Here is a 24,880-nt window from a genome sequence, read left to right on the forward strand (position 1 = left end):
ACAAATCCCATTCCCTACTAATATAACTCCCATCCGTCGGGGACTTCTGAGCCCGGATAGGTTTCTGGTTTCTCTATTAAAATTCCCATTTGATCAATGAAAAGATAAAAACTTCCTTTGCTTTGAAAAGAAGAACTCTCCAGTAAGATTCCCTTTACTCCAAATTGACTAAACCTATCTAGATTTAATCGATCCTGCGGCTTATAAATATTAACCTTTGCATCTAGTCTTCTCCAGCCATTGAACTTTAATGGACCAAAGTCTATGATTATATCTGGACTTTTCTTTTGGGAAAGAATGACTTTTAGATTGATTGCATAATTATTCGAATAAACCCAAAGGAAGATTCTAGAGGGTGTTCCTGATAGAAGAGATTTTGAAATTTCTGGTTGAATAAAAAATTTATCTCTTCCCGGAATTTCGATATTCGAATGAACCTGCATCGACTTTGGTTTAGGCTCATCCTTATAATAAAGCCTTGATTCTAATTTGTAAGCTTCCGATGTAGGAGTTTTTGAAATAAAACTCGTTGTGTCTAAAAAAGAAGAGCCCCTCGCGATTCGCCAAGGCATTTCTCCGTCAAAGAGTTCAGCAGGATAAAGCTTATATCTGCTTCCCTTGTTTACAACAGCTTCGATTGATTTTACTTTTTCCAAATCATCAGTTTCAGAAGCATTTATCTTAAATAAAATAAGTAGAAAAAGAAAGACTATGAGACGAGCTGTTATCATAAGTAGGTTTTTGGACTCAATTGAATTTATGAGAGAATAAATTTCTGTCACTGACAAAAAATATTCTAAGATACTTCATCGGTAAAAATTGTAGATTCAAATAGAAGATATAAGCTAGTGAAATCCTTCTTTTTTTGCTCCAGAATTAAAAAATACTATATTTAATATGGCTTTTATTAGATAAATATAATATGAACAGGCAAAATAATCTTAAAATTATATTAACCACTGTAATCGTCCTCGTAATCTCTGCAATAACTGTATTTACAGTTGTAAACTGGGCAGACATTGTTAAAAAATTCCAGAGTGCGGCTTCCAAAAATGATGGCTACGAAAAACACGAGCGAAATACAGTTCAGCCTTCCAATGTAGATACAAACGCAACAATTGTTGATTCATCAAAAGACAGTGCAAGCATTCCAGACGAAACCAAAATCTTACATCATCCAACAGAGTCGAATACGAAGAGTTTTTCAAAATTCGATGAGCCGCTGAATCCTCAACCGAAAGAGGCTACTCCTATCGGATTAGATGATTTACCTCCTCAAAAAGAAAAAGAACCAATCAATTCAGCAAAGTTTAAGGCTAACGAAAATTCTCCTCTCCTAGCGGATACCTCACTCGATGCAATCAGAAATCCTAAGCCTAAGAAATCGATCAAAACATACAGAAGCAAAAGACATTTCCACGTGAAGAAACATCATAAAAGATATAGACATTCTCTTGCGAAAAGCCATAAAGCAAATGGACTAGAAAAAAGAGTCATCTTTCTGGAAAAGAAATTTGGCGTAAAAAAACCGAATGGAAATAAGCAAGCTAGTCTCGCCAATAGAATCTACAGACTGGAGAAAATCATTACTCAAAAGAAAAAGTAATGTTGGTAAAGGAAAATTATCAAACCATTTTTGAGCAAATCAAAAAGCTCCGCCCTGAAAACACTCCAAAGCTAATTGCGGTTTCTAAGAAACAGCCGCAATTAAAAATAAAGGAAGCCCTAGAATCAGGGATTCGAGTATTTGGAGAAAACCAAATCAAAGAAGGAATCGAAAAATTCCAAAGTCAAATAATGAATTATCCGGATCTAGAAATTCATCATATAGGTCCTGTGCAGACAGGAACTATCCGTAAACTATTAGGCTTATTCGCATTTACCCATGGTGTAGGCAGTGAAAATGCACTAAATGAGCTAATAAAACAAGCCAATAGCCGTAAGGTTAAAATCAAATATTTTCTCCAAGTTAATCTTTCTTTAGAAGATACTAAGTCAGGATTTGAAAAAGAAACTCTACTTAGTATATTAAAAAATATTTCAAAGTATGATTCAGAATTTGCTGAATTTCATGGTTTAATGACAATGGGACCATCTAGCGGTGAACTAAAATTAACCAGACAAGTATTCAAAGAATTAAACCAAATCAGAAATGATTTTTCTCCAATAGCGAAATTATCAATGGGTATGTCAGGCGACTATTTAATAGCCGCTGAAGAAGGAAGTGATTATATACGAGTTGGCTCTGCCATTTTTGGCGAAAGGATAATACAATGAAGAAAGTTGGAATCATCGGGTTGGGTAATATGGGTTATCCAATCTATCAGGCGATTCAAAATGAATTTGCGGTTACTTGCTATGATCCGTATAGCAATAACAAAGGAATTCCGTTTGAGTCTGATTTTTCTAAGTTTGAAGAAAACTCCGAGATCATAATAGTCTGTGTAAAGCCGGATAAAGTTTCTGATGTTTTAAAACAATTAAAAGCACCTAAGAAAATTTTCTCCATTGCAGCCGGAATTAGCCTATCAAAGCTAAGAGAAAGCTCTCCAACGAATTCGAAAATTGTTCGGCTAATGCCTAATTTGCCCCTCCAAATAAAAGAAGGATGCATGGGCTTTGTCGGAGATGTAGAAGCCTACGAAGATGTTAAATCAATATTCGAAAAATTGGGTCTCTTGATTGAACTATCTAGTGAATCTGCCATAGATGCAGTTACAGGTCTATCAGGCTCAGGACCTGCCTTTGTATTTAGCTTTATCCAAGCCTTAGCTGAAGGTGGAGTTAAATCAGGACTTCCCTATTCTGATGCACTTAGACTTAGCATTCAAACGGTAAAGGGAAGCGCAATGCTTTTGGAGGAAGAGTCAGGAACGCATCCGAGTGAACTTAGAAACAAGGTGACTTCTGCTGGTGGCACTACTATTTTTGGATTAGACAAGCTTGAAGAGAATAATTTTCATTATGCGGTGATGAATGCAGTCTTTGCAGCTTTTAAGAGAGCAGAAGAGCTGAGAATTAGGAATTAGGAATTAGGAATTAGGAATTAGGAATTAGGAATTAGGAATTAGGAATTAGGAATTAGGAATTAGGAAGAAAAGAAATGGCGCGGACAGGATTCGAACCTGTGACCTTTGGGTTATGAGCCCAACGAGCTGCCAGCTGCTCCACCGCGCGATGTATATGTCACCTTATAAAACTTAAGTTTTATGTCAAACAGTAATATAAGTTTTTGTAGAAATTTTTATTTTTTTGTTTTATTATAAATATGTTCTTGTAGTTTAAGCAAGAGCAGTTAGACTTTGTGCAAAATTAGAAAGAGGTGAATAAAATTGAGTAAGAAAAAAGAAGATTCAGGTTCATTCGAACAACTCGAACATTATGAAAAGAAAATCTATGACCAAAAGCAATTATTAGAAATCAGTAAAGCCCTAAATTCGACGTTAGATTATAATTATTTAATAGATGCAATCTTGAATATTTGTTTGGCTCAATTGCAAACTTTGAACGCAGCCATATACTTAGCACCCGATGTAGATGCAGATCATTTCACTTTGGATTCTAGTCACAAAGGTTTTGATATTTCAGATAAAGACATGAAGATGAAAATCATGATCGACTCTCCTCTAGTTCAAAATTTTGAAGAGAAACCGAAAGCAATGACTATACGTCAATTGTCAGATATAGGTTTATCTGAAGATGAAAATCTAAAATATTTTAAACTCCTCGGCGCAGAAATGATCATTCCATTGAATGCAAAAGGAAAAGTGAACGGCTTACTTGTGTTAGGCGAGAAGATGACTCTGAGCGATTTTTTAGAGAGCGAAAAAGATTTCCTTACTATTCTAGCAAGCTTAGCAGGAGTCGCAGTTGAAAATTCAAGGTTATATGAATTATCCACTGTAGATATGATGACTCAATTAAAAATTCATCACTACTTCCAATCCAAACTTAGAGAAGAAATGGACAGATGTCGTAAGAAAGGAACAAAGCTAGCTCTTCTTTTTACAGACATTGATAAATTCAAAGTATTCAATGATACTCATGGACATCAAGCAGGTGATGTTGTATTAATTGAAGTTGCTAAGAAGCTAATCATTTCAGCGCGTAAGAACGATATACCGGCACGTTACGGTGGCGAGGAATTTTGTGTTATAATGCCAGGGGCTGATTTACAAGAAGGATTCGAAATGGGTGAGAAAATTCGTAAAGCAGTTGAAGCTCAACTCGTAGAGAATCCAAATGGTGGAGATCCTTTACGCGTTACAATCAGTGTAGGGGTTACTGAGTTTTATCCGACAGACAAAAATAATAAAGAGTTGATCGAACGAGCAGATAAAGCTCTTTACCAGGCAAAGCATGGTGGTAGAAATCAAACCGTTTGCTATAAAGTTCCAACCTAGAAATTGCTTCAGACAATATTAAATAGAGACAGGTCTGAGACCTGTCTCTACGTGTATAAAGGAACACAAAAACCTAAGACGGCTAAAATATATTTATTTTTCCTACTACTCCTACTCTTTTGTAAAACTACAAATTCAGCCTTCATACAAGAGTCTAATCTTGAACATCACAATTTAGAAATTAAGCTTTCCGATTTACAACCAAGAATTAAACTACTAGCAAATCATCGAAAACAACCAGACCTAAAATCGCTGAGTTTCATTTTAGATACAGGCTCAAATATTTCACTGATTCGGAAAAATATTTTCCTGCCCGAAAGTAACGGGGAAACAAAATCCTTTCGATTAAAATCCCTTTCGGGAGAAATGGAAGAAGAATCTACAGAAATGAAATTAAATCTGTTCGATGAAAAAAGAAATCTAATATCAGAAAATTTCATTTTCCAATCTTTTAATTTCAATTCTAAGTTTACCTTTGATGGAATACTTGGTAATGATGCGTTAGCAAAATTTGATTTATTCATAGAGCTTCCAGATAGTGTTTTTCTTATTAAACCTTCTTTTAAAAAAAATCTAAAAGAGTTTAAAAGAATTCCTTTTGTTTTGTCTGAAGGGCATATAATTCTGGAAGTAATGATTGGAAAATTTCCCTGTAAACTCCTTTTAGATACAGGCGCTGGAATTTCCTACCTAAATCAAAAGAAAGCTGTTGAGTTAAATTTAAAAATTGGAGGAAAGGCGAGCTTTATGGACTTGAGAGGAGAACTCCAAGAAACCATTTATCATCTAGGAGAAAATCTTTGTGTAGCTGAAAACCTATGCCAAAAAAAGATAGAATTATTGTCAGGAATTTCCATTGAAGATTTTCTTTCAACCAATGGAAAATTGGATGGGATTCTTGGTCTAAACTGGATAGAGAATTATTCCATTTTAGTTGATTACCAAAATTTGAATTTGTATATTAAACAGAGATAACACAATGAAAAAAGAAAAAATCATAGTCGCAATGAGTGGTGGAGTTGACAGCGCAGTAACCGCCGGCTTACTATTAGAGCAAGGCTATGATGTCATTGGTGTAAATATCAAGACATGGGAATACGAAGCACCAAATTGCGACACTACTAAAAAATCCTGCTGTTCTCCAGAAGACATTCGAGACGCGAGAGATGTGGGGTTAAGCTTTAACATCCCCTTCTACGTCGTAAAAATGGAAAAGATCTTTGGAGACAAAGTGATAGATCGATTCATCAGTGACTATCAAAACGGAATGACTCCCAATCCTTGTGTCGAATGCAATACCTTTGTTAAATTTGGAGCACTCTTCGAAAAAGCAAAAGCATTGGGTATCGATAAAATTGCTACCGGTCATTATGCCAAAATTCATCAAACGGATGACGGGCATTATGCGATAGCAAACGGGGTAGATACCAAAAAAAATCAAGCCTATTATCTATATGGTCTCTCTCAGGAAAATTTAAAGAATACAGTCTTCCCTCTTGGTGATATGGAAAAATCAGAGGTAAGAGAACATGCCAGACGATTTGGATTGTCTATAGCAGAAAAAGCAGAATCTCAGGAAATTTGTTTTATTCCAGAAAATGATTATCGCAGCTTTTTAAAAAAGAAAAATATAAACTTCACACCCGGCTTTTTTAAATTGGCAAATGGTGTGATTGTAGGAAAGCATAGCGGCAAAGAAGGATTTACCATTGGACAAAGAAAAGGTCTCGGTGTGTCCTGGAAGACTCCTCTTTATGTAGTCTCTATCGAAGATGATGGAACCGTTATACTCGGAGAAGAAGAAGAAACAACCTGCGAAGAATTTACAGTCATTGATCTAAACTACCAGGGAATGTCTCCCTTACAGGAAGGAGAAAGCCTTGAATGTAAAGTGCAAATCAGGTATCGCCATAAGCCAGTCCACTGTGAGATTACAAACACAAATGGAAAAATTCTAGTACGACCAAAAGAATTACTCCAGAGTGTAACTCCAGGACAATCTTCCATCTTCTATCCGGTTAATGGAGATTATCTGCTTCTCGGCGGAATCATAGAAAAAGGAAGCATTAAACTTAGAACAAATAAACTTCTTGCCACAGAGGCACGGAGTCACTGAGGTTTGCTGAATGTTAATATTTTTATGATTTAAGATTCTCAGGCTTTTCAAATTCTTTAAAATTTCCATAGGTTAAAAATAGAAGAAAGTAAATCTAATTTTAAAAAAAATAAAAATACATACTCTGCGCCTCTGTGCCGGCGCCTGTGCTGAGCAGGGTCGAAGCATGGCAAAATTTAGGCGTAGTTACAGAGAGTCAAATGAGCAAAATTAAAGGCAAAACAATATTAATCGTAGGTGGTGGACTTTTACAAGTTCCACTGATTGAAACTGCAAAGGCAATGAAATTAAAAGTAGTAGTTGCTGATATGAATCCAGAATCAGTTGGATTTAAAATCGCAGATGAAAAAATTATCATGAGCACAAAAGACATTGAGGGTATGGTAAGAGAAGCAAAACGATTCTCTGAAAAAGAACCAGTCCATGCAGTGATCACAGCGGGAACAGATGCAAGTATGACAGTAGCCGCAGTAGCCAATGCACTGGGTCTTCCTGGAATACGTTATGTGGACGCGGAGGCAGCATCAAACAAAGTTAAAATGCGCAAAAGACTAAAAGAGCATAACGTTCCAATTCCTGAATTTGCACCTGTATGGACTATTCAAGATGCAAGGGATGCACTGGATACTCTTAAGTTTCCGCTCGTTATAAAACCTTCTGACAATATGGGAGCTCGCGGAGTAATCAAAGTAAACAACCGCGAAGAATTACACGCAGCATTTAAACATGCAAAAAAATATTCTCCAACCGGGGAAGTAATCCTAGAAGAGTTTATGCCAGGACCTGAAGTATCAGTCGATGCACTTACCTGGAATGGAAATGTTCGCATGACAGGAATTGCAGATAGAATCATAGAGAGAGAACCTTTTTTCATTGAAGTCGGGCACAATATGCCTTCTAAGTTTTCCAAAGAAGTATTAGATGAAATAGAAGATGTGATGAAACGTGGCATGCGGGCACTCGGTATTACCCTCGGAGCAGGAAAGGGAGATATAAAAGTTACTCCGAATGGTGTGAAGGTTGGAGAAATTGCAGCAAGACTTTCCGGTGGATTTATGTCTGCCTATACCTACCCTCTTTCTACAGGAGTCAATCTTTATCGTGGGGCAATTTTAATTGCATTCGGAGAAGAGCCCGATGATCTAGAGCCAAAATTAAATCTAGTCTGTATAGAAAGATCTCTAATTGCCGCACCAGGAAAAATCGTATCCATTTCAGGAATCGAAGAAGCAAAGGAAATCGATGGGGTAAATGAAATTTTCCTCCAATCCAAAGTAGGAGATATAATTACTGACCCAACAAATAATATTGAAAAGTCAGGGCATATTATTATCACAGCGGAAACTTTGGAGAAGGCAGAAAAAATTTTTGAAGATGCTAAGCAAGTAATACATTTTGAGACTGACAGCTATTATTCGCTAACAGAAAAAAGCATTAATCAGACAGCTAGAAATAAATTTGGTAAAGATATCTGCTGGGTTTGTAAAGTATGTGATGGGACAGACTGTGCATCCGGCGTTCCTGGAATGGGTGGAGTTGGTAAAATGGAAACATTTAAAGACAACTCAATCGCACTCGGAGAATATAAAATCCTTCCCCGTTACATTAGAGAAAGCGTGAATCCAAATACCAATTGGTCTTTATTCGGGAAACAATTTCAAACACCTATGATGGCGGCTCCCATGACCGGTGCTACGACTAATATGAATAATGCGATGGAAGAATACCAGTATTCTCTGGCTGTTCTAAAAGGCTGTCTCGAATCGGGAAGTATTGCCTGGCTGGGAGACGGTGCAACTCCAGATAAATATATAATGATGCTCGATGCGATTAAAAAAGTAGATGGTCATGGGATACTCATCTGTAAACCGCGAGCTGATGAAAAATTATTGCAGGAACGATTTGAAGAAGCTGAAAGACAAAATATCTTTTCGCTCGGTATGGACATTGACGCATTTAATTTTAAAACTATGATTTTAAAAAACCAACAAGCTCCGAGTCGTGGTCTAAAGGAACTTTCTCGCATTCGTAGTTTTACAAAACTTCCTTTTATCATAAAAGGAATCATGACTCCTGAAGATGCAATTCTTGCAATCGATGCAGGAGCCGATGCCATCGTAGTATCCAATCACGGAGGACGGGTGTTAGACGATATGCCTGGCACTGCGAGAGTATTGGAAAGCATAGCAAACGCAGTTAAAAATAAAATTCCTGTTTTAGTGGATGGTGGAATTAGAAGTGGTATGGATATTTTTAAAATGTTGGCTCTAGGAGCAAACGCAGTGTTAGTTGGAAGACCAATAGCGATTGCGGCTGTCGGCGGAGATTCTGCCGGAGTAAAATATTTACTTAACCAATACAATGCTGAATTAAAAAATACGATGAATATAACAGGGGCAGATACTCTAGAGAATATTGTGAAGTCTATGCTTCTAAAAAAATAATTAATAAAGGGAGTCTCAATTTTATCTTGACTAAAAGCGTAAGCTTAAACTGAATGGAATAAAATTTCGGAATGAGGTAAAATTTCCATGGAAAAAGAGATAAAAGACGCATTAAATTTTGTAATCGGGGCTGCTACAACAGTTAAATCCGAAACAGAAAAACTGATTGCTGGTCTAGATACAGACTTTAAAAAATTAGCTGATAAAGGTGCTGCTGATAACAGTGAAACAGCTATGAACGTCAGAAAATATACAGACGAAGCTTTCAAAGAAGTTGAGAAAGTATTGAATGATGCAAAAGCAAAATTCGAAGAAGCAAAAACTCAAATCAAAAATTTAGTTCCAGAACAAAAAGCTTAATCATTATAGCGAAACAATAGCCCACTGTTCGGATACAAGAATCATTGTATCTGTCGGTGGGTTGGGCTTCATTTTTTTAATGAATCCCTAATATATGACCGAGCTTATTTTTTTTTGTAAGCAGATAATGATGATTTTCCTCTACAGATTCAATTTCCAACGGAACCCTTCCTGTAATTTCTAGTCCATAGCCTTCGAGACCAACAAGCTTTCTCGGGTTATTCGTCATAATCCGCATTTTCTCAACACCTATATCCCGAAGTATCTGAGCACCAATCCCATAATCACGCAAATCAGGAGCAAAACCAAGCTTTTCATTTGCTTCAACTGTATCTAGACCTGTATCTTGAATCGCATACGCCTTGAGCTTATTTACAAGTCCAATTCCCCTTCCCTCTTGACGCATGTAAACCAAAATCCCTTTTCCTTCTTTTTCGATTTGTTTCAGTGCAGCATGAAGTTGAGGTCCACAATCACAGCGGTTACTCATGAATATGTCGCCAGTCAAACATTCCGAATGAACACGAACTAAAACATCATCCGTTTTATCAATTATTCCTTTCACAAGAGCCACATGTGTCTTATCATCAATTTCGGTTGTGTAAGCTTTTATTAAAAATTCTCCATACTCTGTAGGAAGTCTAGCCTCTGCTTCCAAATGAATCAATTTGTCTTTCGTCCGACGATACCGAATTAAATCTTCGATTGTATAAATACTTAAACCGTGCGTCTTTGCGAACTTTCCTAAATCCTTCATTCTCGCCATACTTCCGTCTTCATTCATGATTTCGCAAATCACACCGGCTGGCTTTAAATTTGCGAGAAGACAAAGATCGACAGATGCTTCCGTATGGCCTGCTCTCCGTAAAACTCCTCCCTTCACTGCTTGCAAAGGAAATAAATGCCCTGGACGCATGAGGTCATCTGGCCTTGTTCTTTCATCGATGAGTGTTGCAATTGTCCTCGCTCTATCGCCGGCAGAAATTCCAGTCGTAACATCCTTTTTGGCATCAACGGATACCGTAAAAGCAGTGCCATGATGGTCTCCGCCTGAAGAAACCATCCTAGATAGTTCCAGCTTTGCAAGCCTGTCCTCGGTCATTGGAATACAGATGAGTCCTCTTCCGTGCGTAGCCATAAAGTTAATAGCGTCTTTGTCTGCAAATTCTGCTGCAATAACTAAATCCCCTTCATTCTCCCGATCTTCTGAATCCACGAGGATTATCATTTTCCCTGATTTGATTTCTTCGATTGCCTTCTCAATTGGTTGTATCATACTTTAACCATGCCTTAAAGCAAAGAGTTTTGAACTATAAAAAAAACCTATTGATTTTCTATCTGTAATAAATATGCTTAGTCAAATAGGTTAGTTTTTTAAGGCTGATTTACTGAAAGGATATACAGGAATGGAGCTAAAGTTAAATAATATAGGTAATGTCAAAGTTATAGAAATATATGGCAAATTTGACATAGAAAATACAGAGGAATTTGAGACCCTTTACAACAAACAATTGGAATCAAAGCCTGGAACTCTTGCTATTGATATGAATAAATTGGATTATATCGACTCATCAGGAATTGGATGTTTGATAAAGTCCCTTAACAGTATCAAAAATCAGAAAGGCGTGCTTATCCTCGTTGGTCTTAAGCCTATGATTCTCAATGTGTTCAAATTAGCAAAGTTGGATTTATTTTTCCAAATCATGACAAACGATGAATTCAAAAATAAATTTGAAGACAAAGACGATTCTGATATTGATGAATTACTGGGCAAAAAATAAATTAAAATGTAACTAGCGGGTAATCAATAATGCCCGCTAAAAAATTACTTTCGAAGCATTTTTTCTACATAGCTAGCGATAATATCTGTTTCAATATTTACAATTTTGCCGCTAGACCATTCACTTGCGTTCGTTTTCTGAATTGTTTCTGGAATTAATACAAGTTCAAGAATCTGCCCCTGAATAGACACAACCGTAAGGGAAATTCCATCCACTGCAATACTTCCTCTTTCCACTATATATTTACATAATTCTTCTGGGACTTGGATTTCGAACACTTCAACAGCGCCGTTATCTTTCGCATAACGCTTAGAAACGATTCCAACACCATCGACATGTCCCTGCACTAAATGACCACCCATTCTAGCTCCATAAGCAACTGATCTCTCCAAGTTCACTCGACTTCCAATGACTAGATTTCTAAAATTTGTTAGCTCAAGAGTTTTATAAGAAGAATAATATTTGAAGAGCGACTTATCCGCATTCAATTCTGTTACAGTCTGACAGGCTCCGTTAATTGAAATCGAATCTCCTAATTTCAAATCATTGTTTTCAAATGTTGCCTTTACCTGAAAGATCATTCCGTCATTAGTCATTGTTTTTTCGTGTACAATCCCTGTTGATTCAATTAACCCTGTGAACATTTCTACTCTCCGTATACTTCCCAAATATCTGTATCAATTTTTTTTTCATATTTCTTTTTTCGATTTGTAATATCAATGTCAGGCGAAATTCCTTCTCGGATCGAAGCACCTGTATGTATTAAATAAATTAAATCATCTTCGTATAATTCATTTGCAAAAATTTTGTAAAGCATATTTCCACCTTCAACTAAAATTGTATTTAGACTGAGTTGCGAAAACATACTAAATAATTTTTCAGGAAGTTCATTTCTATCTTGCACTAGGACAGGCAATTCGGAAGAAACCTCAACCATCTTTGCGTATGCCTTTTGGTGTGAAATATTCTCTTTTTCAAAGTCCAGCATAAAAAAAATTGCTTTCTTGTTTCCATATTTTTCGCAAAGCAATTTTTGCTTCTGGAAAAAACTTTTGTCAGGAAGTCGCTTGAGGCTAATCACAAAAATTCGATAGGGTTGGTATGCTTGGTCATTTCGATTATGCCAATCCAAAGAAGTTCGACTAGAAATGCTTTTAAATAAAACTTCAGGGAATAATTCTCCGTTAGACTGATCGTCTTCTGATTTTCGTAAATCCAATTTTTCTAATATACTAAGATCAAATCCTCTAAAGTCTAATCCCGGATAATCCACATATACCGTTACGGGACCTACGATCACTGCATCCAATTTAGCACGGAGCATTTGTGTGATTTGATTAGAAAAAGGATTAGAAAGAGAAATCTTTGATCTTGATAAATCGGCATAATAACCTTCCTTAGATAAAGCAGATTTTATCATAATCTGAGGTCTCTCACGTTTGATTCGAGAAATAAATCCAGAAAGAAAAGCATTACCGATTTTTGCAATTTCTGGACTCTCTATGACTTTGACTCCAGCCTTTTCGTATTCTTGGGTTACATCTCTCTTTCTAACAAGCGGGTTGGGATCGGCTAATCCGAAGTATACGCAAACTGGTTTATACTCTAAAATCAAGTCTAAGCAAGGAGGCGTTTTTCCAAAATGAGTGCATGGTTCGAGCGTTACAAAAACTAAATGAGGAATTTTCTTAGCATTCTTATAATTCTGCGCAAAATTTTGATATGCCTCTCTCTCTGCATGGTTTCTTCCCGTCCGTTGCGTATGTCCTTCACTTAAAATATTTCCTTCTAGGTCAGTTATTACGCAGGCGACAGGCGGGTTCGGGGAAGAATATCCCATCGCCTGAAATGAAAGTTGTTTTAGTATTTTAAGAATGAGAGGGAAAGTTGAAGGGTATTGCATGGGGCAAGCGTAGGGGTTGAATATATTCAACCCCTACTAAGAATTTAAATCGTATCCTTCTTAAAAACTAAATTATAAATTTCAATGACAGGAGATGCGATAAAGATTGAGGAATAGGTTCCTATGATAATTCCAAAAGTCAAAACAAAAGCAAAATCATAAAGCTCCACTGCCCCACCAATGATAAGCGCAACAATAGAAATCAGCGTGGTAAACGATGTGTTAATCGTTCTACCAAGTGTTTGATTGATAGACATATTGATCATCTCTCCTGTTGATACTTTCACTTTGGAATGTGAATTCTCCCGGATTCTATCGAAGATCACAATCGTATCATTGATAGAATATCCAAACAAGGTAAGTAGTGCTGCAATGATTGGAACGCTTGGCTTAATCTGAAAAACGCCAATGACTGCAAGTGAAAAGAGCAAATCATGAATTAAAGCAATCGAAGCCGCAAGTGCAAACTTAAATTGAAAGCGAAAACTCAAATAAACAGTCATGATCGCAAGTGTAGAAAAAAGCAGAGTAATACCTGTAGAGGTAAGCTCTCCTCCAACCACTGCTCCCACTTGATCGGCACTCAAAATGCTTTCATCAGAAACTTTAAATCCATGAGTCAGCATGAAAATTAATTCATCAATAGTCACTCGTGATTTGGCAACTGCATTGGGCTCAGTGCTCTTTGGCTTATTGACGTTATTATACTCTTCAATCTTAGGAACTGCTCCAAGACCTATATCAATTTGATAATGGTTCTTTTCCTTATCCAACTGAATTACTATTGCTTCAATTTCTTTTTCTTTGAAGAATTTCTCGATGTCATTTCTACCTAATGCTTTATCTAAAACGACTACTGCTCGTAATCCCCCATTAAAATCAAGAGAGTGAGCAAATCCTTTGTGAACAGCGAATGTATAAATGAACCCTGCAATGATACAAGCGATAGAGAGTCCAATCGCAAGGTATTTGTATTTTGAAAAATTAAAATTAAACATTTTTTACCTCGTATTTTCTAAAACCAAGTCTTAGCTTCTTAACTCCAATATCGTTCACGAGAATATTGAGTAAGACTCTACTCAGTAGTAAAGATGTGAACATAGATGTAATAATCCCCCAACAAAGAGTAATAGCGAATCCTTTGATAGGTCCATTTCCAAGGCGAATCATAAGTATCCCCGAAATTAGTGTGGTAATATTACTATCAAAGATGGTCCAGAAAGCATTCTCAAAACCTTGCGTAACAGCCACCGGTAGAGGCTTGCCTGCAATTAGCTCCTCTTTAATTCTTTCGTAAATGATTACGTTCGCGTCAACCGCCATACCCACAGTCAAAATAATACCAGCAAAACCCGGTAGAGTGAGTGTAAAATCCATAAGCGAAAGAAGACCCATGAGGATAACCAAATTTGTAACCAGAGAAATATTCGCTACAAAACCAGCCAATTTATAGTAGAACAACATATAGAGGATTACAAGCATAAACCCCCACATAACTGATTTCAAACCGACTTCAATGGATTCGATACCAAGTGTTGGTCCAATAAATCGCATTTCCAAAACAGAAAGTGGAATAGGAAGAGCACCTTCACTGATGATGTTTGATAATTGAATCGCATCTTCCTGGTTAAAGCTTCCAGAAATTTCGGCATGTCCACCTGCAATCGGTTCGTTGATTGTCGGATTGGAAATAACTTGATCCCCCCAAATGATAGAAAGACTTCTTCCTTTATTATTCTTTGTGACTTCTAAGAATTTCTCTGTTCCTGCTGGAGTAAGAGAAAAAGAAACTGTCCACCCATAATTATTTGAATTAAAAGAAGGTCTTGCGTCTGTTAAATCATTTCCAGAAAGTGCAATTGCTTTCTCAAGAACGATAAATCTTCTAGGTAGAAGCGGCGAATTAGGCTTATTCCCTCTTGCATAGTAAGCATATAATTTATATTTGTCTCTTGGAATTTTATACTTCTCTTCCATTTTGAAAAGAAATTCATCTCTTACTTTTTTACCAGGACGACTTGCAACAATCTTTTGAAATTGAACAATCTCGGTTTCTTCTCTTTTATTTTGAGACATTAATTCTTGTTCTGATTTTTCAATAAGCTGTGAAAAATTTCCCTGTCCTTGTGGTTCTTCCAATCTATACTCAACAGTCTCAGTGTTTTGTAAAATTTCTAATATCTGAGAAGAGTTTGCTACTCCAGGCAGAGAAACTTCAATAGAGTCTTGGTCTTTTTGAATACGAACTTGAGGCTCTGTGAGGTTTTGGTTGGTTAAGCGATTATCTATGATTAGCTTCGCTTTTTCCAATTCGATAATCTTTCTAGACTCAGTCAAAACAAAACTATCTTCGATATCTTTTAGACGGGCGGTAGCTTTGTCCTTTTCTTCTTTTGATTTGTCTGTTGCGGCTATTGTTGCTTTAAGATCAGAAATTTCTTTGGAGTAGATGTCTCTTAACTTAGAAACATAGTTTTCAAAATCCCCTTTCATGACAACGCGCATACCACCCTGTAAATCCAATCCCAATTTAATCGTCATTGCCTTACCATTCTTGAGAAATTTCTCAATTGCAGTCGGACGTAAATTGTTCTTAGACTCTAGGAACAAATTGATATTTTCCTGTGAAATCTGATTGATCTTTGCTGATGTTATAAAGCGACCGGTAACCAGAAAGAAATTCTCTTTCGGTATTCCAAGCGCGGGATCCGGTTCTACTTTCAAAGTATTTTGCGTATTGTATTCCGATTTCCATTTTTCTTGGAATCTATCTAATAGATTTTTTTTCTCTGCGTCAGTCATTCCTGCTACAGAGGGGCTAATGTGTAACTCTAATTCTCTCACCGCAAAATTGGGAAATAAAATCACGAGAGACAACAGTAAAATTGTTATGGGTAGTAGTACCCAGGATGAAGATTTCAATTCTAACTCCTACGTTTGTTATTTATTTGTTTCTGAATTTGCTAAATATTCTACCAGAATTATTATAATCTCGCGGACCTACATACCTGAGGCGGTAGATTGCAAAAATTATAATAGCGGCAAATATAAAGATGATTTTTTTGTATTCGTTTAAGAAAGCGATAAATGCATTTGGTTTAATTTCTTTTTCTTTCTCAATCGATTTCTCTGGATTTTTTTTCTCGATTGGTTTTTCCGTCGTGTTCGTCGTTAGTGTATTTGACGGATTAGGATTGTTTTGCGCTGATTGTGGTTGCAGTCCTGGAATATTTTCCGAGTTCATCGTCAGCTCTTCATGCATCCAATATTCTAGATTTAATTTATTATTATTTAGTTGTTGTGTTGCTGGATTACTCGGATTAGCCGCTTCTGCTGGGTTAGTAATAGGAGTAGAAGGTCTAGTGGATCGCTTATTTGGATCAATCTTAGCGCTAGTTTTAGCGGACTTCTTTCCATTCTTAGCGCCTTTCTTTTTTTTATCTTTTAGACCGGGCGCAGTTGTTTGTGTTTGATTGGCTAGTTTTTTATTGTCCGATTTTTTCGTCTTCTCTTCCAATACTTTATCTAAAAAATCTGAGTCATCATCCTGTGCATAATTATTAAAGGTGATGGCTAAACTTACAAAAAAGATAAAAGCAAATCGAATGGTTTTTCTGATTAGAAATAGATTTTGCCTTTCTTTTTTAGGCATATTCGATTTTAATTTTGGAAGAGGAATTCTCATATTAAGGTTTTTTCTTTAAGATGGTGCTTGCGCTAAATGTAATGTTCGTATCTTTCGCTACATTCAAAACTACAGATTCGTTGTTGTCTTTAAACTCTACTACTTTCCCGTGAATTCCACTCGTGGTAATTACAGAATCGCCTTTTACTAATGCCGCTATCATTGCTTTTTTGTTTTTCTCTTCCTTTCTTTGTGGTTGGATCACAAGGAAATACATGATCACTAACATTATCGGAAACAAAATCAGGGCAGATAAAGAAGATTTTGTATCTGCACCTTCTTGCGCTAAAAATAAAAAAACTTGCATTGTTGCTATTAAATACATACTAAATTCCTTTTAAAATTTCAAAGATACTCTCAGGTATAACCACTTTCATTTTTCCTAAATGTCAGTCATTAATTTTTTAAATTCTGAAAGTATTCTAATACTTTTCCCGTTTTCAAATGAGCGAGGGCGTTTTGATAGCCTTCTTTAATATTCCCTGCTTTTCCCATCAAGAAAAGACCTGCGCCGGCATTTAAAGCCACCGCATGACTACCCGTAATTATTTCTCCAGAAAGAATTCTTTTAGAAAGACTCACTGTCTCTTCTTTTGTGTGGCAAAATATTTCATCATCTCTTAGGTTTTCTAGCCTAAGCGCATCGGAACTAAATAAATGCTCCGAAACTTCTCCATTCATATACAGCAAATACTTAGTATCCGCAAAAATGGAAAATTCGTCAAATCCATCTAGCGAATTACAGACAATAGCCGCTTGCGTTCCCAATCGAGTCAACACATGCATTACCTTTGGTAATAGATCAGGCGCATACACTCCAAGAATTTGAAATGGCGGACTAAAAGGATTACTCATCGGTCCTAAAATATTGAACACAGTTCTAAAACCCAATTGTTTACGAGTCTCTACAGCAAATTTCATAGAAGGATGCCAATGGGGAGCAAATAGAAATGTAAACCCTTTCTCAAGTAGTCTTTTTTCTGCCTCAGCATGAGTCACAGTAACATTGTATTCCAGTGCAGAAAGTAAATCACTCGATCCACAAAGTGAGGATACCGAACGATTGCCGTGCTTCGCAATTTTAATTCCCATAGATCCAAGAGTAAGAGCGGATAATGTTGATATGTTGATAGATCGCTTCTCATCGCCGCCTGTCCCACAGGTATCCAAATAATCAAAGTCAAATTTTCCATTTGCTTTAACACAGGACTCTCTCATTGCGCGAACAAATCCAACTAATTCATCTGCACTCTCTACTCTCATTCGAATAGAAGTCAAGAAAGAAGAAAGTAATATATCACTTACCTCCCCTTTCATAATTGAAATCATAAAAAAATAAGCTTCCTCTTCCGTAAGAGATTTTCCAGCAACAGATTTTTGGAGTAACGAGTTGAGATTCAATTTTTTCTCCTGATTAGTTTTAAAATAGTGAATGGATTTAAAAGTTCATAATTTGTAAATATATAGCGAACACCGGATAATACGGTTACGAAAGTTGTAATCAACATCACATAATACGGCAAGAAAGTAGCGGCGGAATCTAACCAATTAAAATTATGCATGGTAAACTCTTGTGGCGTTTTCATAAACGTTGAATAATTCTCGTAAGCAATTTGATAGCCGGATTTACCAACGAGTTGCCCCTGCTCATACATCTCATTGATTGCATTTCGTTGTTTGGTAGATACAGCCATAAACAACACGAGGATAACAAAGATTGCCCCCATTTGGAAAGCTGTCTTTATTTTTCCCATCATAGTAGTATGAAGAGAAGTGCCTGACCGAATCGCAAGCCATCGAAGAGAAGTAATCAACATATCTCGAAAGATAATGAGTAAAACCATCCATAGTTCAATTTGCTCATCGAGTAAAATAAAAGTAAGAAAGGAGCTAACAACGAGTATCTTGTCCGCTAGAGGATCAAGAAATTTTCCAAACTCAGTTTCCTGCTTCCACTTGCGAGCCAGATATCCATCAATCAAATCAGTAAAAGAAGCGAGCACAAAAATAATAAGTGCATACAGTCTAAAAAAAAAATCGTCTTGAAATAAAAAATAAATAAAGAAAGGCACAAGTAAAACTCGAAGAACAGTCAATGCATTCGGTAAATTAAAATTAGCCTTAAACATAATTAAGATTCCCAGGTTCCGTCCATATCATATTCAGAAAAAGAATTAATCTTCACTCTTCCAATTTGTCCTACTTGCAAACTTGTAGTCGGAACGTAAACTGTCTCGTCTATTTCAGGAGCATCTTGGAATCGTCTCACTTCTGCAATTCCATTTTCAATGCTATCAACAATCGCGGGATATACTTTTCCAATTCTAGAAAGATGAATGTCTTTTAGAACTTTTAGATGTGCATTTCGAACTAAGTTCACTCTGCGAGCTGCTTCTTTTTTATTTACATCCATTTTTAACTCACCTGCTTTGGTTCCCTCCTGCGGAGAAAAAGCAAAGAGTGCAAGCTTTTCTGGTTTCACTTCTTCGATGAATCGCAATACTTCATCTACATCAGCAGCGGTTTCTCCCGGATAGCCCATGATAAGGGAGGTTCTAATTTCCAAATCTTTTACCTGACGAGCTTTACCAAATAAATCTCTAAAGAAAGAATAAGAGCCAGTGCGATTCATAGACTTTAATACTCTTTCGGAAACATGTTGAATAGGTGATTCTAAATAGGGTGCAATCTTTGCATTTGTAGCAAAAAGATCTATGAGCTTTTCTGTTTTTTTATCGGGGTAAAGATAGAGTAACCGCAATATCTCTAAGCCATCAATTTCGGTAATTCTATTTAATAAATCTTTTAATTTGTCCGTATCTCTTCCATAAAAGACTGTGTCCTGAGATACAATGCAAATTTCTTTGGAGCCACGCTTAACAGCGAGTAAACTGTCTTCGTAGATTTTGTCTTCTGGCTGGTCTCTAAACTCACCGCGTAGTTTTGGTATTATACAAAAATGACAACCCCGATTACAACCATCAGATACTTTGATAAATGCATAAGGCTTTGGAGAATTAAAAGAAGAAATAAAGTTGTCGCGATCCAGTAAAGAGACATTTACATCGGCAAAGTTCACAAAGTCCTGAGGAAATTGCTCTTTTATAATTTTTCCCGCCTGACTGTATCTACCGGTTCCGAAAACTAAATCGACTTCCGGCATATCGCCCCTGATCTCTTTCGGATAACGTTCTGCGAAGCAACCAACAACGACTAGCTTCTGATCTGCTTGACGTTTTATTTTTCCAGCAGTTAGGATTGTATCGATTGTTTCTTCTGTTGCAGATTGAATAAATGTGCAGGTATTGATTAAGTGAAAATCGCTCTCTTCAGGAGTTTTCGAAGGTTTTAGCCCCTCTTCTAAGAGAGACTTTTCCATGTGCAAAGAATCTGCTGTGTTCTTAGGACATCCTAATGTAGTGATGTAAAAAGATTTTGTAACTGATTCTTTTTTTTCCTTTAAGCTAGACTTCAAGCTTATTCTCCGAGCTCTCTAATAATGAATTGCGTATTGTCATAAGGACTCGGAGCTTTTAAGAAAATCTTTTTAGCAAGTCTTCCCGGGCGCCCTAGTTTTACTTTTTCTTTGCCATTTTGAATCATATCTACAGCACCACCATCCCCTACTTTGATTTCAAGTCTATCACGTGCTTCGAGTTGTTTTGTTTCTCCAGAAGAGACTAATCCGCGTTCGCCGGTCTGTCCATCGATAATGAATTCTACATAACTAGAGCGAATAAAATAAAGTGTAACTTGAATCGGGACATCGCCTATTGGTTTGTTATTGCTATCCGGTTTTGCTTCTCCACTCAGACGAACAAGTATCTTCGCAGAACTGTCAGTAACCGCTTGCGTAACAATTTTGATTTCGCGACGAAGAGACGTTAGCTCCGGGTTGTTATAACTTAAAACTGATTCGGTTCCTACTTTAGAATCAAAAGTGTAAACTTTCTTTTCAGGGAAAATATTAAATCCAATGGTAGCAAAATTTTCTCCGTCTACTTTCTTAACCCCTTTTATAAAGATTTTACACTGTTGATTGTTTACACTGAATGTAAAGCCTTGCTCTGGGGTAAGGGTAAAGGGAACGCTAGAATTTTCTGGAACCGATTGAGAAATAAAAGAGATTTCTGGAATCGTAGAATGACTAGTCGGATTCGTAGTCTCTTTTGTTTCGGTTGTAGTAGATTCTGTAGTCGTAGAGGACGAATCGCTATTATCCCTTTCCGAAAAAAAAATTACAAGAAATACGGCAAGGCATACCCCTAAAATAATTCCTAGCGGTAAAAGCTTATTAGTCTTTAACTCAAGTGCAATCATTTTTACGGTTGGCTTGGTTAATTCTTCTAGTGGTTGTTGAGACTCTACTAATTGCTCGCCTCTATACAGATTTAACATTCCCGCTGTGTCCAATTTTAAATAATCGGAATAATTTTTCAAAAATCCAATCGTAAATGTTTCTGCCGGAAACTGCGCATAGTCTTCATTTTCCAGTGCAATTACAAATTTAATTGCAATATTTGTATCTCGAGAAACATCTTTAACAGAAAGATTTTTTTCTTCTCTTACTTCTCTTAGAATTTGTCCTACTCTTTTATTAGTGCTCACTTGCATCTCCAATCAGATATTTTATTGATTATCGCTTACTAAAGGATTGTTTACAATTTTAGAATTTCCGCTGATATGATAATTAAAAGTTCCGTCTTCCACTTCTGGATCTAGAACCATGTTTACAAACTCGATTGTGGTTTGTTTCCCACGAGAATCTGTTGCAATGGATTTTTTTACTAAATATGTTTCTGCATCTATATAAAGCAGCATATTCTCGAATCCGCCAATCTTCTCGCGTTGTTCAAGAGATAAAACAAAATACGACTTACCGTCATTATTCGCATTTCTAGGCTGCGAAATCGTATCAAATTTATAATGATACTTTCTAAAAAGTCGATTAAGACCAGCAGGGGAAGCAGACTGAAAGATTGGCTCGCCTGAGGTATTTTGCTTATTGATTTCTAAGTCCTGTTTGCCAACAGCGTTGATTTTTTTAATATAAATCCAGAGAGTCTTTCCATCGGAAACAATCAAATCCCCATCAGGCTCTGCAAATTCATAGCGAATTTTGCCAGGCGCCTTATAAGTCGCCTTGCCTTTCATGCTACTAGTCTTTTTGTTATTCACAGTCTGAATTTTAAAATCAGCTGTGTAAGATTTCATCTCGGCAAATTTCTTCTTCACATTCTTAACGACTTCCGAAGGTGAATTCCAATTATGAGCCTGCGATAAAAGAGAGTTGCTAGAAAAAAAAGCAAAGATAACGCAAAAAAGGAAAATCTTGCGCCAAGAAAGAGTCTTTCTCGGTAAAATCGGCTGAATTGTTAAAGTCAAGTGTTTCAAAGGGGAATTCCGAATCGCTAAAAACATAGTTTACCTATCAATAAAACAATACTTTAAAAGCTAAGTAAATTGTTAAGACAAATCTATTGGCAATTAGGAATTTTTGAAGGGTTAAAGATTACCGCTGATGGACATCGAAAGCTAAAACAGAAGGCTCCTGATTCAAGAAAATGCCCATCTTTGTTTATCCGTGGTATTCTTTTTTTCAATCATTCACTCAGGAAGAAAAAGTTTCTTAATTTCAGGAAAATTCTTCTCAGCTTCGGATTCGCCCTTATCTATAATTTCCTGAAAGAGGCTAAAGTCAAATAGGTTAAAATCTTCGAGGTGGAAGTGCAAAAACAAATCCATACGAGATACTTTCGCTTTTGTGATTTCTCTTCCCTCAAGCATACTAGCACGACCCATGATTTTTAGAATGGGCGGATACTTAATGTATTCCCACAAACTTCGAAAAAAAGATTTTCCCGAACTCGCTCTATCGTCTAGCAATAAGTAAAGACTTTTGTCCTTCAATGGAGAGACATTGACACTCAAAATTTTATCAGCACCTTTTTTTCGAATCAAATCATCAGGAACATTGTTCAAAACTCCTCCATCAGTTAAAAGTCTCTCGCCCATAAAGACCGGGGGGAAAACACCGGGTAGACTCATCGTGCAAAGAAGAGCTTCCCAAAAAGGACCTTTATCAAATACATATTCTTCGCCTGCATGAAGATCAATCGCGGATGTAACAAATGGAATCTTTGCATCTTCAATTCGTTCATCAGCAAAAATTTCTTTTAGCATTGCTTTCATCTTTCGACCTTTGTAAAAAGAAATCAAAGGAATCGTTGGATCAAAAGGAGTATCCAATCCACCAAAGTATTTTCGAACGAAAGATTCGATATTAGCCGCTGACTCACCGCGAGAATGAAGAGCGCCAATGACAGCACCCATAGAAGAGCCCGAAATAAAATCGACTTGGATTTTATTTCGTTCGAGGACTTTTAAAAGACCTACATGTGCCAAAGCCCTCGCCCCTCCTCCGCCTAACGTCAAACCGCGAGTTCGTCCCATGATAGAGCGAGCCATGAATTCTCTATTCGTAAATACTCTTTCCTTTTTATGCTCTCCTCGAAATGAGTTCGTTTTTTCTTGAAGAAAGCGAATCACTCTTCCTTCATAATTACGCAGAGAATTCTGTAAGTATTCGAATGTATTTGTTTTTTCAGACCATCCAGATTCGATACTCTTCTCGTAGAAAATAATGTAATCCGCTTGAATCATAATATTCTCAAATGATTTAATTTGATCTGCATGATTAAATTGAACATGTAAGACCGGGGCTTTAGAACGCAAATCACTGAGTTTGATTAATCTTTTCTCTTGGGTTAAATTTTTGAATTCCTCTGTGGAGATAATCTTTGTTTTCCCCGGAATCATTTCTTCACAGGCATAAGCAAATTTTTTTACCTCTTCTTGAAATCCATTTCCAATTCCCATTTGCACATGAGCGATGAGTCTTCTCGGCATAAGGGCTCGCTTAGGTATAATGAGATTATCCCTAAATCGTTCGGAGACAAAGGAGATTAAATTTTTAGACAAAGCAATATCATTTTCTGCGAGTTCTAAGAAAAGTTTTCCATTAATTTCATATAAAAGACAATCCATAGATGCTGATGCAGTGCTTGAATGCTGCATTCTTGTAATCACGCTAACTTCCCCCAAAACTTCTTCCGGTCCCAAGTAAATAGACTTAGTGTTATTCACTCGGACTAATACTTCGCCGTATCGAATGATGAATAGACTGTCTGAAATTTCTCCGGTTAAATATATTATATCCTTATTATGAACTTTCTTCTCAACTAAGCCAGTCGCTATTTTTTGCAAAGTGCTAAGCCTTACACCCTGAAACAGTTTCAGTCTTTTCAGAAATCGAACCCTATAATCTAAAATATTTTTTTTCATGATGATAGATTTTACCCTGTATTTATTTGATTATCAAGTAAATAATAAATTTACTTGATAATCTTTTCTTAAAACCGAAACCTATTAGGAACATTTTTTCTTTCCTTAACTTTTTTTAATTGATTGTTTATTTCTATATATTATTTAATCCCTAGTGAATTCAGAAACATTAAAGAAAAACCTCCTTGAGGGTATACAGATTACAATCACATTGCACTCTCTTGATGATATTACTCAAAAGCTTATTTATTCGACTGTTCTCGAAATTTTAACCTTTTACAATCGAGAAGGACTTTTCACGGCTATCTACACTGCTCTCTTTGAATCCACCATGAATGCAGTGAAAGCAAATGCAAAAAAAGCTTTCTTCCAAGAAAAAGGAATGCCGATCTATGATGAGTTCGATTATCGAAGCGGCACTAAACTATTCAAAAAACAAGTGAATAACAATAATTTACCTGTCTATTGTCAATTAGCTAAGAAACAGGGACTTGATATTACGATTAACTTTTTTCATTCCTTCGACGGAGTTAAGATTGAATTATTAAATAACAGTCAACTTTACAAAGAAGAAGAAAACCGAATCCGCGCAAAGCTTGCTCTCGGGCAAAAATACATGAGCATAGTAGAATTTCATCAAGATAATTCAGATACCTCAGAAGGAGAAGGTCTTGGGCTAGTCGTGAGTATCCTCATGTTAAAAGAAGCAGGAATTCCGACAGGTGATTTTCGTATCGGATGTAAAAACGGTATTACCCGCACTCGCATTGAAATTCCCTTCACTTCCAAATATTTAAGCGAAAGACAAAAGTATAAATTAGAATTAGAAAGAGGGAGTTTTTAG

Annotated in this window: 24 protein-coding genes and 1 tRNA gene; 10 read left to right on the forward strand and 15 right to left on the reverse strand. The window is 36.5% G+C overall.

Annotation, left to right across the window (positions count from 1 at the left end):
* Positions 1-17: 17 nt before the first annotated feature.
* A complete protein-coding gene (locus IPH52_12845) occupies positions 18-731 on the reverse strand; it encodes a hypothetical protein (protein MBK7055916.1) in 714 nt (237 codons plus the stop codon).
* A 191-nt stretch (positions 732-922) separates the two neighbouring features.
* On the opposite strand from IPH52_12845, the gene IPH52_12850 reads away from it, so the two are divergent.
* From IPH52_12850 to proC, 3 genes are read left to right on the forward strand one after another with little or no spacing between them, the layout of a single operon-like run.
* Positions 923-1,606: a hypothetical protein gene (locus IPH52_12850; GenBank protein MBK7055917.1), complete on the forward strand. Its 684-nt coding sequence runs from the start codon at positions 923-925 to the stop codon at positions 1,604-1,606.
* Positions 1,606-2,277, forward strand: coding sequence for a YggS family pyridoxal phosphate-dependent enzyme (locus IPH52_12855; GenBank protein ID MBK7055918.1), 672 nt, complete (start codon positions 1,606-1,608; stop codon positions 2,275-2,277). The genes IPH52_12850 and IPH52_12855 overlap by 1 nt, the downstream gene beginning before the upstream one ends.
* A complete protein-coding gene (proC, locus tag IPH52_12860; GenBank protein ID MBK7055919.1) occupies positions 2,274-3,029 on the forward strand; it encodes a pyrroline-5-carboxylate reductase in 756 nt (251 codons plus the stop codon). The genes IPH52_12855 and proC overlap by 4 nt, the downstream gene beginning before the upstream one ends.
* A 75-nt stretch (positions 3,030-3,104) precedes the next feature.
* Here the strand turns inward: proC and IPH52_12865 are convergent.
* A tRNA-Met gene (locus IPH52_12865) sits at positions 3,105-3,177 on the reverse strand.
* Between the two features lie 155 nt (positions 3,178-3,332).
* On the opposite strand from IPH52_12865, the gene IPH52_12870 reads away from it, so the two are divergent.
* From IPH52_12870 to IPH52_12890, 5 genes are all read left to right on the forward strand, one after another.
* Positions 3,333-4,403, forward strand: coding sequence for a sensor domain-containing diguanylate cyclase (locus IPH52_12870; GenBank protein ID MBK7055920.1), 1,071 nt, complete (start codon positions 3,333-3,335; stop codon positions 4,401-4,403).
* Between the two features lie 3 nt (positions 4,404-4,406).
* Positions 4,407-5,378: a hypothetical protein gene (locus tag IPH52_12875; protein ID MBK7055921.1), complete on the forward strand. Its 972-nt coding sequence runs from the start codon at positions 4,407-4,409 to the stop codon at positions 5,376-5,378.
* Between the two features lie 4 nt (positions 5,379-5,382).
* A complete protein-coding gene (gene mnmA, locus IPH52_12880) occupies positions 5,383-6,519 on the forward strand; it encodes a tRNA 2-thiouridine(34) synthase MnmA (protein MBK7055922.1) in 1,137 nt (378 codons plus the stop codon).
* Between the two features lie 200 nt (positions 6,520-6,719).
* Complete coding sequence (locus IPH52_12885) at positions 6,720-8,963, forward strand: alpha-hydroxy-acid oxidizing protein (GenBank protein MBK7055923.1); 2,244 nt, start codon at positions 6,720-6,722, stop codon at positions 8,961-8,963.
* 87 nt (positions 8,964-9,050) lie between these two features.
* Positions 9,051-9,323, forward strand: coding sequence for a hypothetical protein (locus tag IPH52_12890; GenBank protein MBK7055924.1), 273 nt, complete (start codon positions 9,051-9,053; stop codon positions 9,321-9,323).
* 76 nt (positions 9,324-9,399) lie between these two features.
* On the opposite strand, the gene IPH52_12895 is transcribed toward IPH52_12890, so the two are convergent.
* The gene (locus tag IPH52_12895) at positions 9,400-10,599 is read right to left on the reverse strand and encodes a bifunctional 3,4-dihydroxy-2-butanone-4-phosphate synthase/GTP cyclohydrolase II (GenBank protein ID MBK7055925.1); all 1,200 of its coding nucleotides are present in this window, start codon (positions 10,597-10,599) and stop codon (positions 9,400-9,402) included.
* 130 nt (positions 10,600-10,729) lie between these two features.
* On the opposite strand from IPH52_12895, the gene IPH52_12900 reads away from it, so the two are divergent.
* Positions 10,730-11,104 carry an STAS domain-containing protein gene (locus IPH52_12900; protein ID MBK7055926.1) on the forward strand — a complete coding sequence of 125 codons (375 nt, stop codon included), beginning with the start codon at positions 10,730-10,732 and terminating at the stop codon, positions 11,102-11,104.
* Between the two features lie 44 nt (positions 11,105-11,148).
* Here IPH52_12900 and IPH52_12905 read toward each other — a convergent pair whose 3' ends face one another.
* The 12 genes from IPH52_12905 to IPH52_12960 form a co-directional block, all read right to left on the reverse strand.
* Positions 11,149-11,748: a riboflavin synthase gene (locus tag IPH52_12905; protein MBK7055927.1), complete on the reverse strand. Its 600-nt coding sequence runs from the start codon at positions 11,746-11,748 to the stop codon at positions 11,149-11,151.
* 2 nt (positions 11,749-11,750) lie between these two features.
* On the reverse strand, positions 11,751-13,007 hold the full coding sequence (locus IPH52_12910; protein MBK7055928.1) for a bifunctional diaminohydroxyphosphoribosylaminopyrimidine deaminase/5-amino-6-(5-phosphoribosylamino)uracil reductase: 1,257 nt from the start codon (positions 13,005-13,007) through the stop codon (positions 11,751-11,753).
* A 44-nt stretch (positions 13,008-13,051) separates the two neighbouring features.
* Positions 13,052-14,005, reverse strand: coding sequence for a protein translocase subunit SecF (secF, locus tag IPH52_12915; GenBank protein ID MBK7055929.1), 954 nt, complete (start codon positions 14,003-14,005; stop codon positions 13,052-13,054).
* Positions 13,998-15,929 (reverse strand): protein translocase subunit SecD, encoded by a 1,932-nt coding sequence (secD, locus tag IPH52_12920; protein ID MBK7055930.1) that lies wholly within the window; start codon positions 15,927-15,929, stop codon positions 13,998-14,000. The genes secF and secD overlap by 8 nt, the downstream gene beginning before the upstream one ends.
* 22 nt (positions 15,930-15,951) lie before the next feature.
* Entirely contained in the window at positions 15,952-16,659 is a 708-nt protein-coding gene (locus IPH52_12925; protein ID MBK7055931.1) for a hypothetical protein, read from the reverse strand.
* Positions 16,660-16,693: 34 nt separating this feature from the next.
* Entirely contained in the window at positions 16,694-16,999 is a 306-nt protein-coding gene (yajC, locus tag IPH52_12930; GenBank protein ID MBK7055932.1) for a preprotein translocase subunit YajC, read from the reverse strand.
* 89 nt (positions 17,000-17,088) lie between these two features.
* A complete protein-coding gene (gene trpD, locus IPH52_12935; GenBank protein ID MBK7055933.1) occupies positions 17,089-18,093 on the reverse strand; it encodes an anthranilate phosphoribosyltransferase in 1,005 nt (334 codons plus the stop codon).
* Positions 18,090-18,821 (reverse strand): CDP-diacylglycerol--glycerol-3-phosphate 3-phosphatidyltransferase, encoded by a 732-nt coding sequence (gene pgsA / locus IPH52_12940; protein ID MBK7055934.1) that lies wholly within the window; start codon positions 18,819-18,821, stop codon positions 18,090-18,092. The genes trpD and pgsA overlap by 4 nt, the downstream gene beginning before the upstream one ends.
* Before the next feature lie 2 nt (positions 18,822-18,823).
* A complete protein-coding gene (locus tag IPH52_12945) occupies positions 18,824-20,167 on the reverse strand; it encodes a MiaB/RimO family radical SAM methylthiotransferase (protein ID MBK7055935.1) in 1,344 nt (447 codons plus the stop codon).
* A gap of 2 nt (positions 20,168-20,169) precedes the next feature.
* On the reverse strand, positions 20,170-21,306 hold the full coding sequence (locus IPH52_12950; GenBank protein ID MBK7055936.1) for a DUF4115 domain-containing protein: 1,137 nt from the start codon (positions 21,304-21,306) through the stop codon (positions 20,170-20,172).
* A 15-nt stretch (positions 21,307-21,321) separates the two neighbouring features.
* Positions 21,322-22,113 (reverse strand): outer membrane lipoprotein carrier protein LolA, encoded by a 792-nt coding sequence (locus IPH52_12955; protein MBK7055937.1) that lies wholly within the window; start codon positions 22,111-22,113, stop codon positions 21,322-21,324.
* A 186-nt stretch (positions 22,114-22,299) separates the two neighbouring features.
* Positions 22,300-24,036, reverse strand: coding sequence for a patatin-like phospholipase family protein (locus IPH52_12960; protein MBK7055938.1), 1,737 nt, complete (start codon positions 24,034-24,036; stop codon positions 22,300-22,302).
* A gap of 154 nt (positions 24,037-24,190) precedes the next feature.
* On the opposite strand from IPH52_12960, the gene IPH52_12965 reads away from it, so the two are divergent.
* Positions 24,191-24,880, forward strand: coding sequence for a hypothetical protein (locus tag IPH52_12965; protein ID MBK7055939.1), 690 nt, complete (start codon positions 24,191-24,193; stop codon positions 24,878-24,880).

This window comes from Leptospiraceae bacterium, from assembly GCA_016708435.1.
Taxonomy (GTDB): domain Bacteria; phylum Spirochaetota; class Leptospiria; order Leptospirales; family Leptospiraceae; genus UBA2033.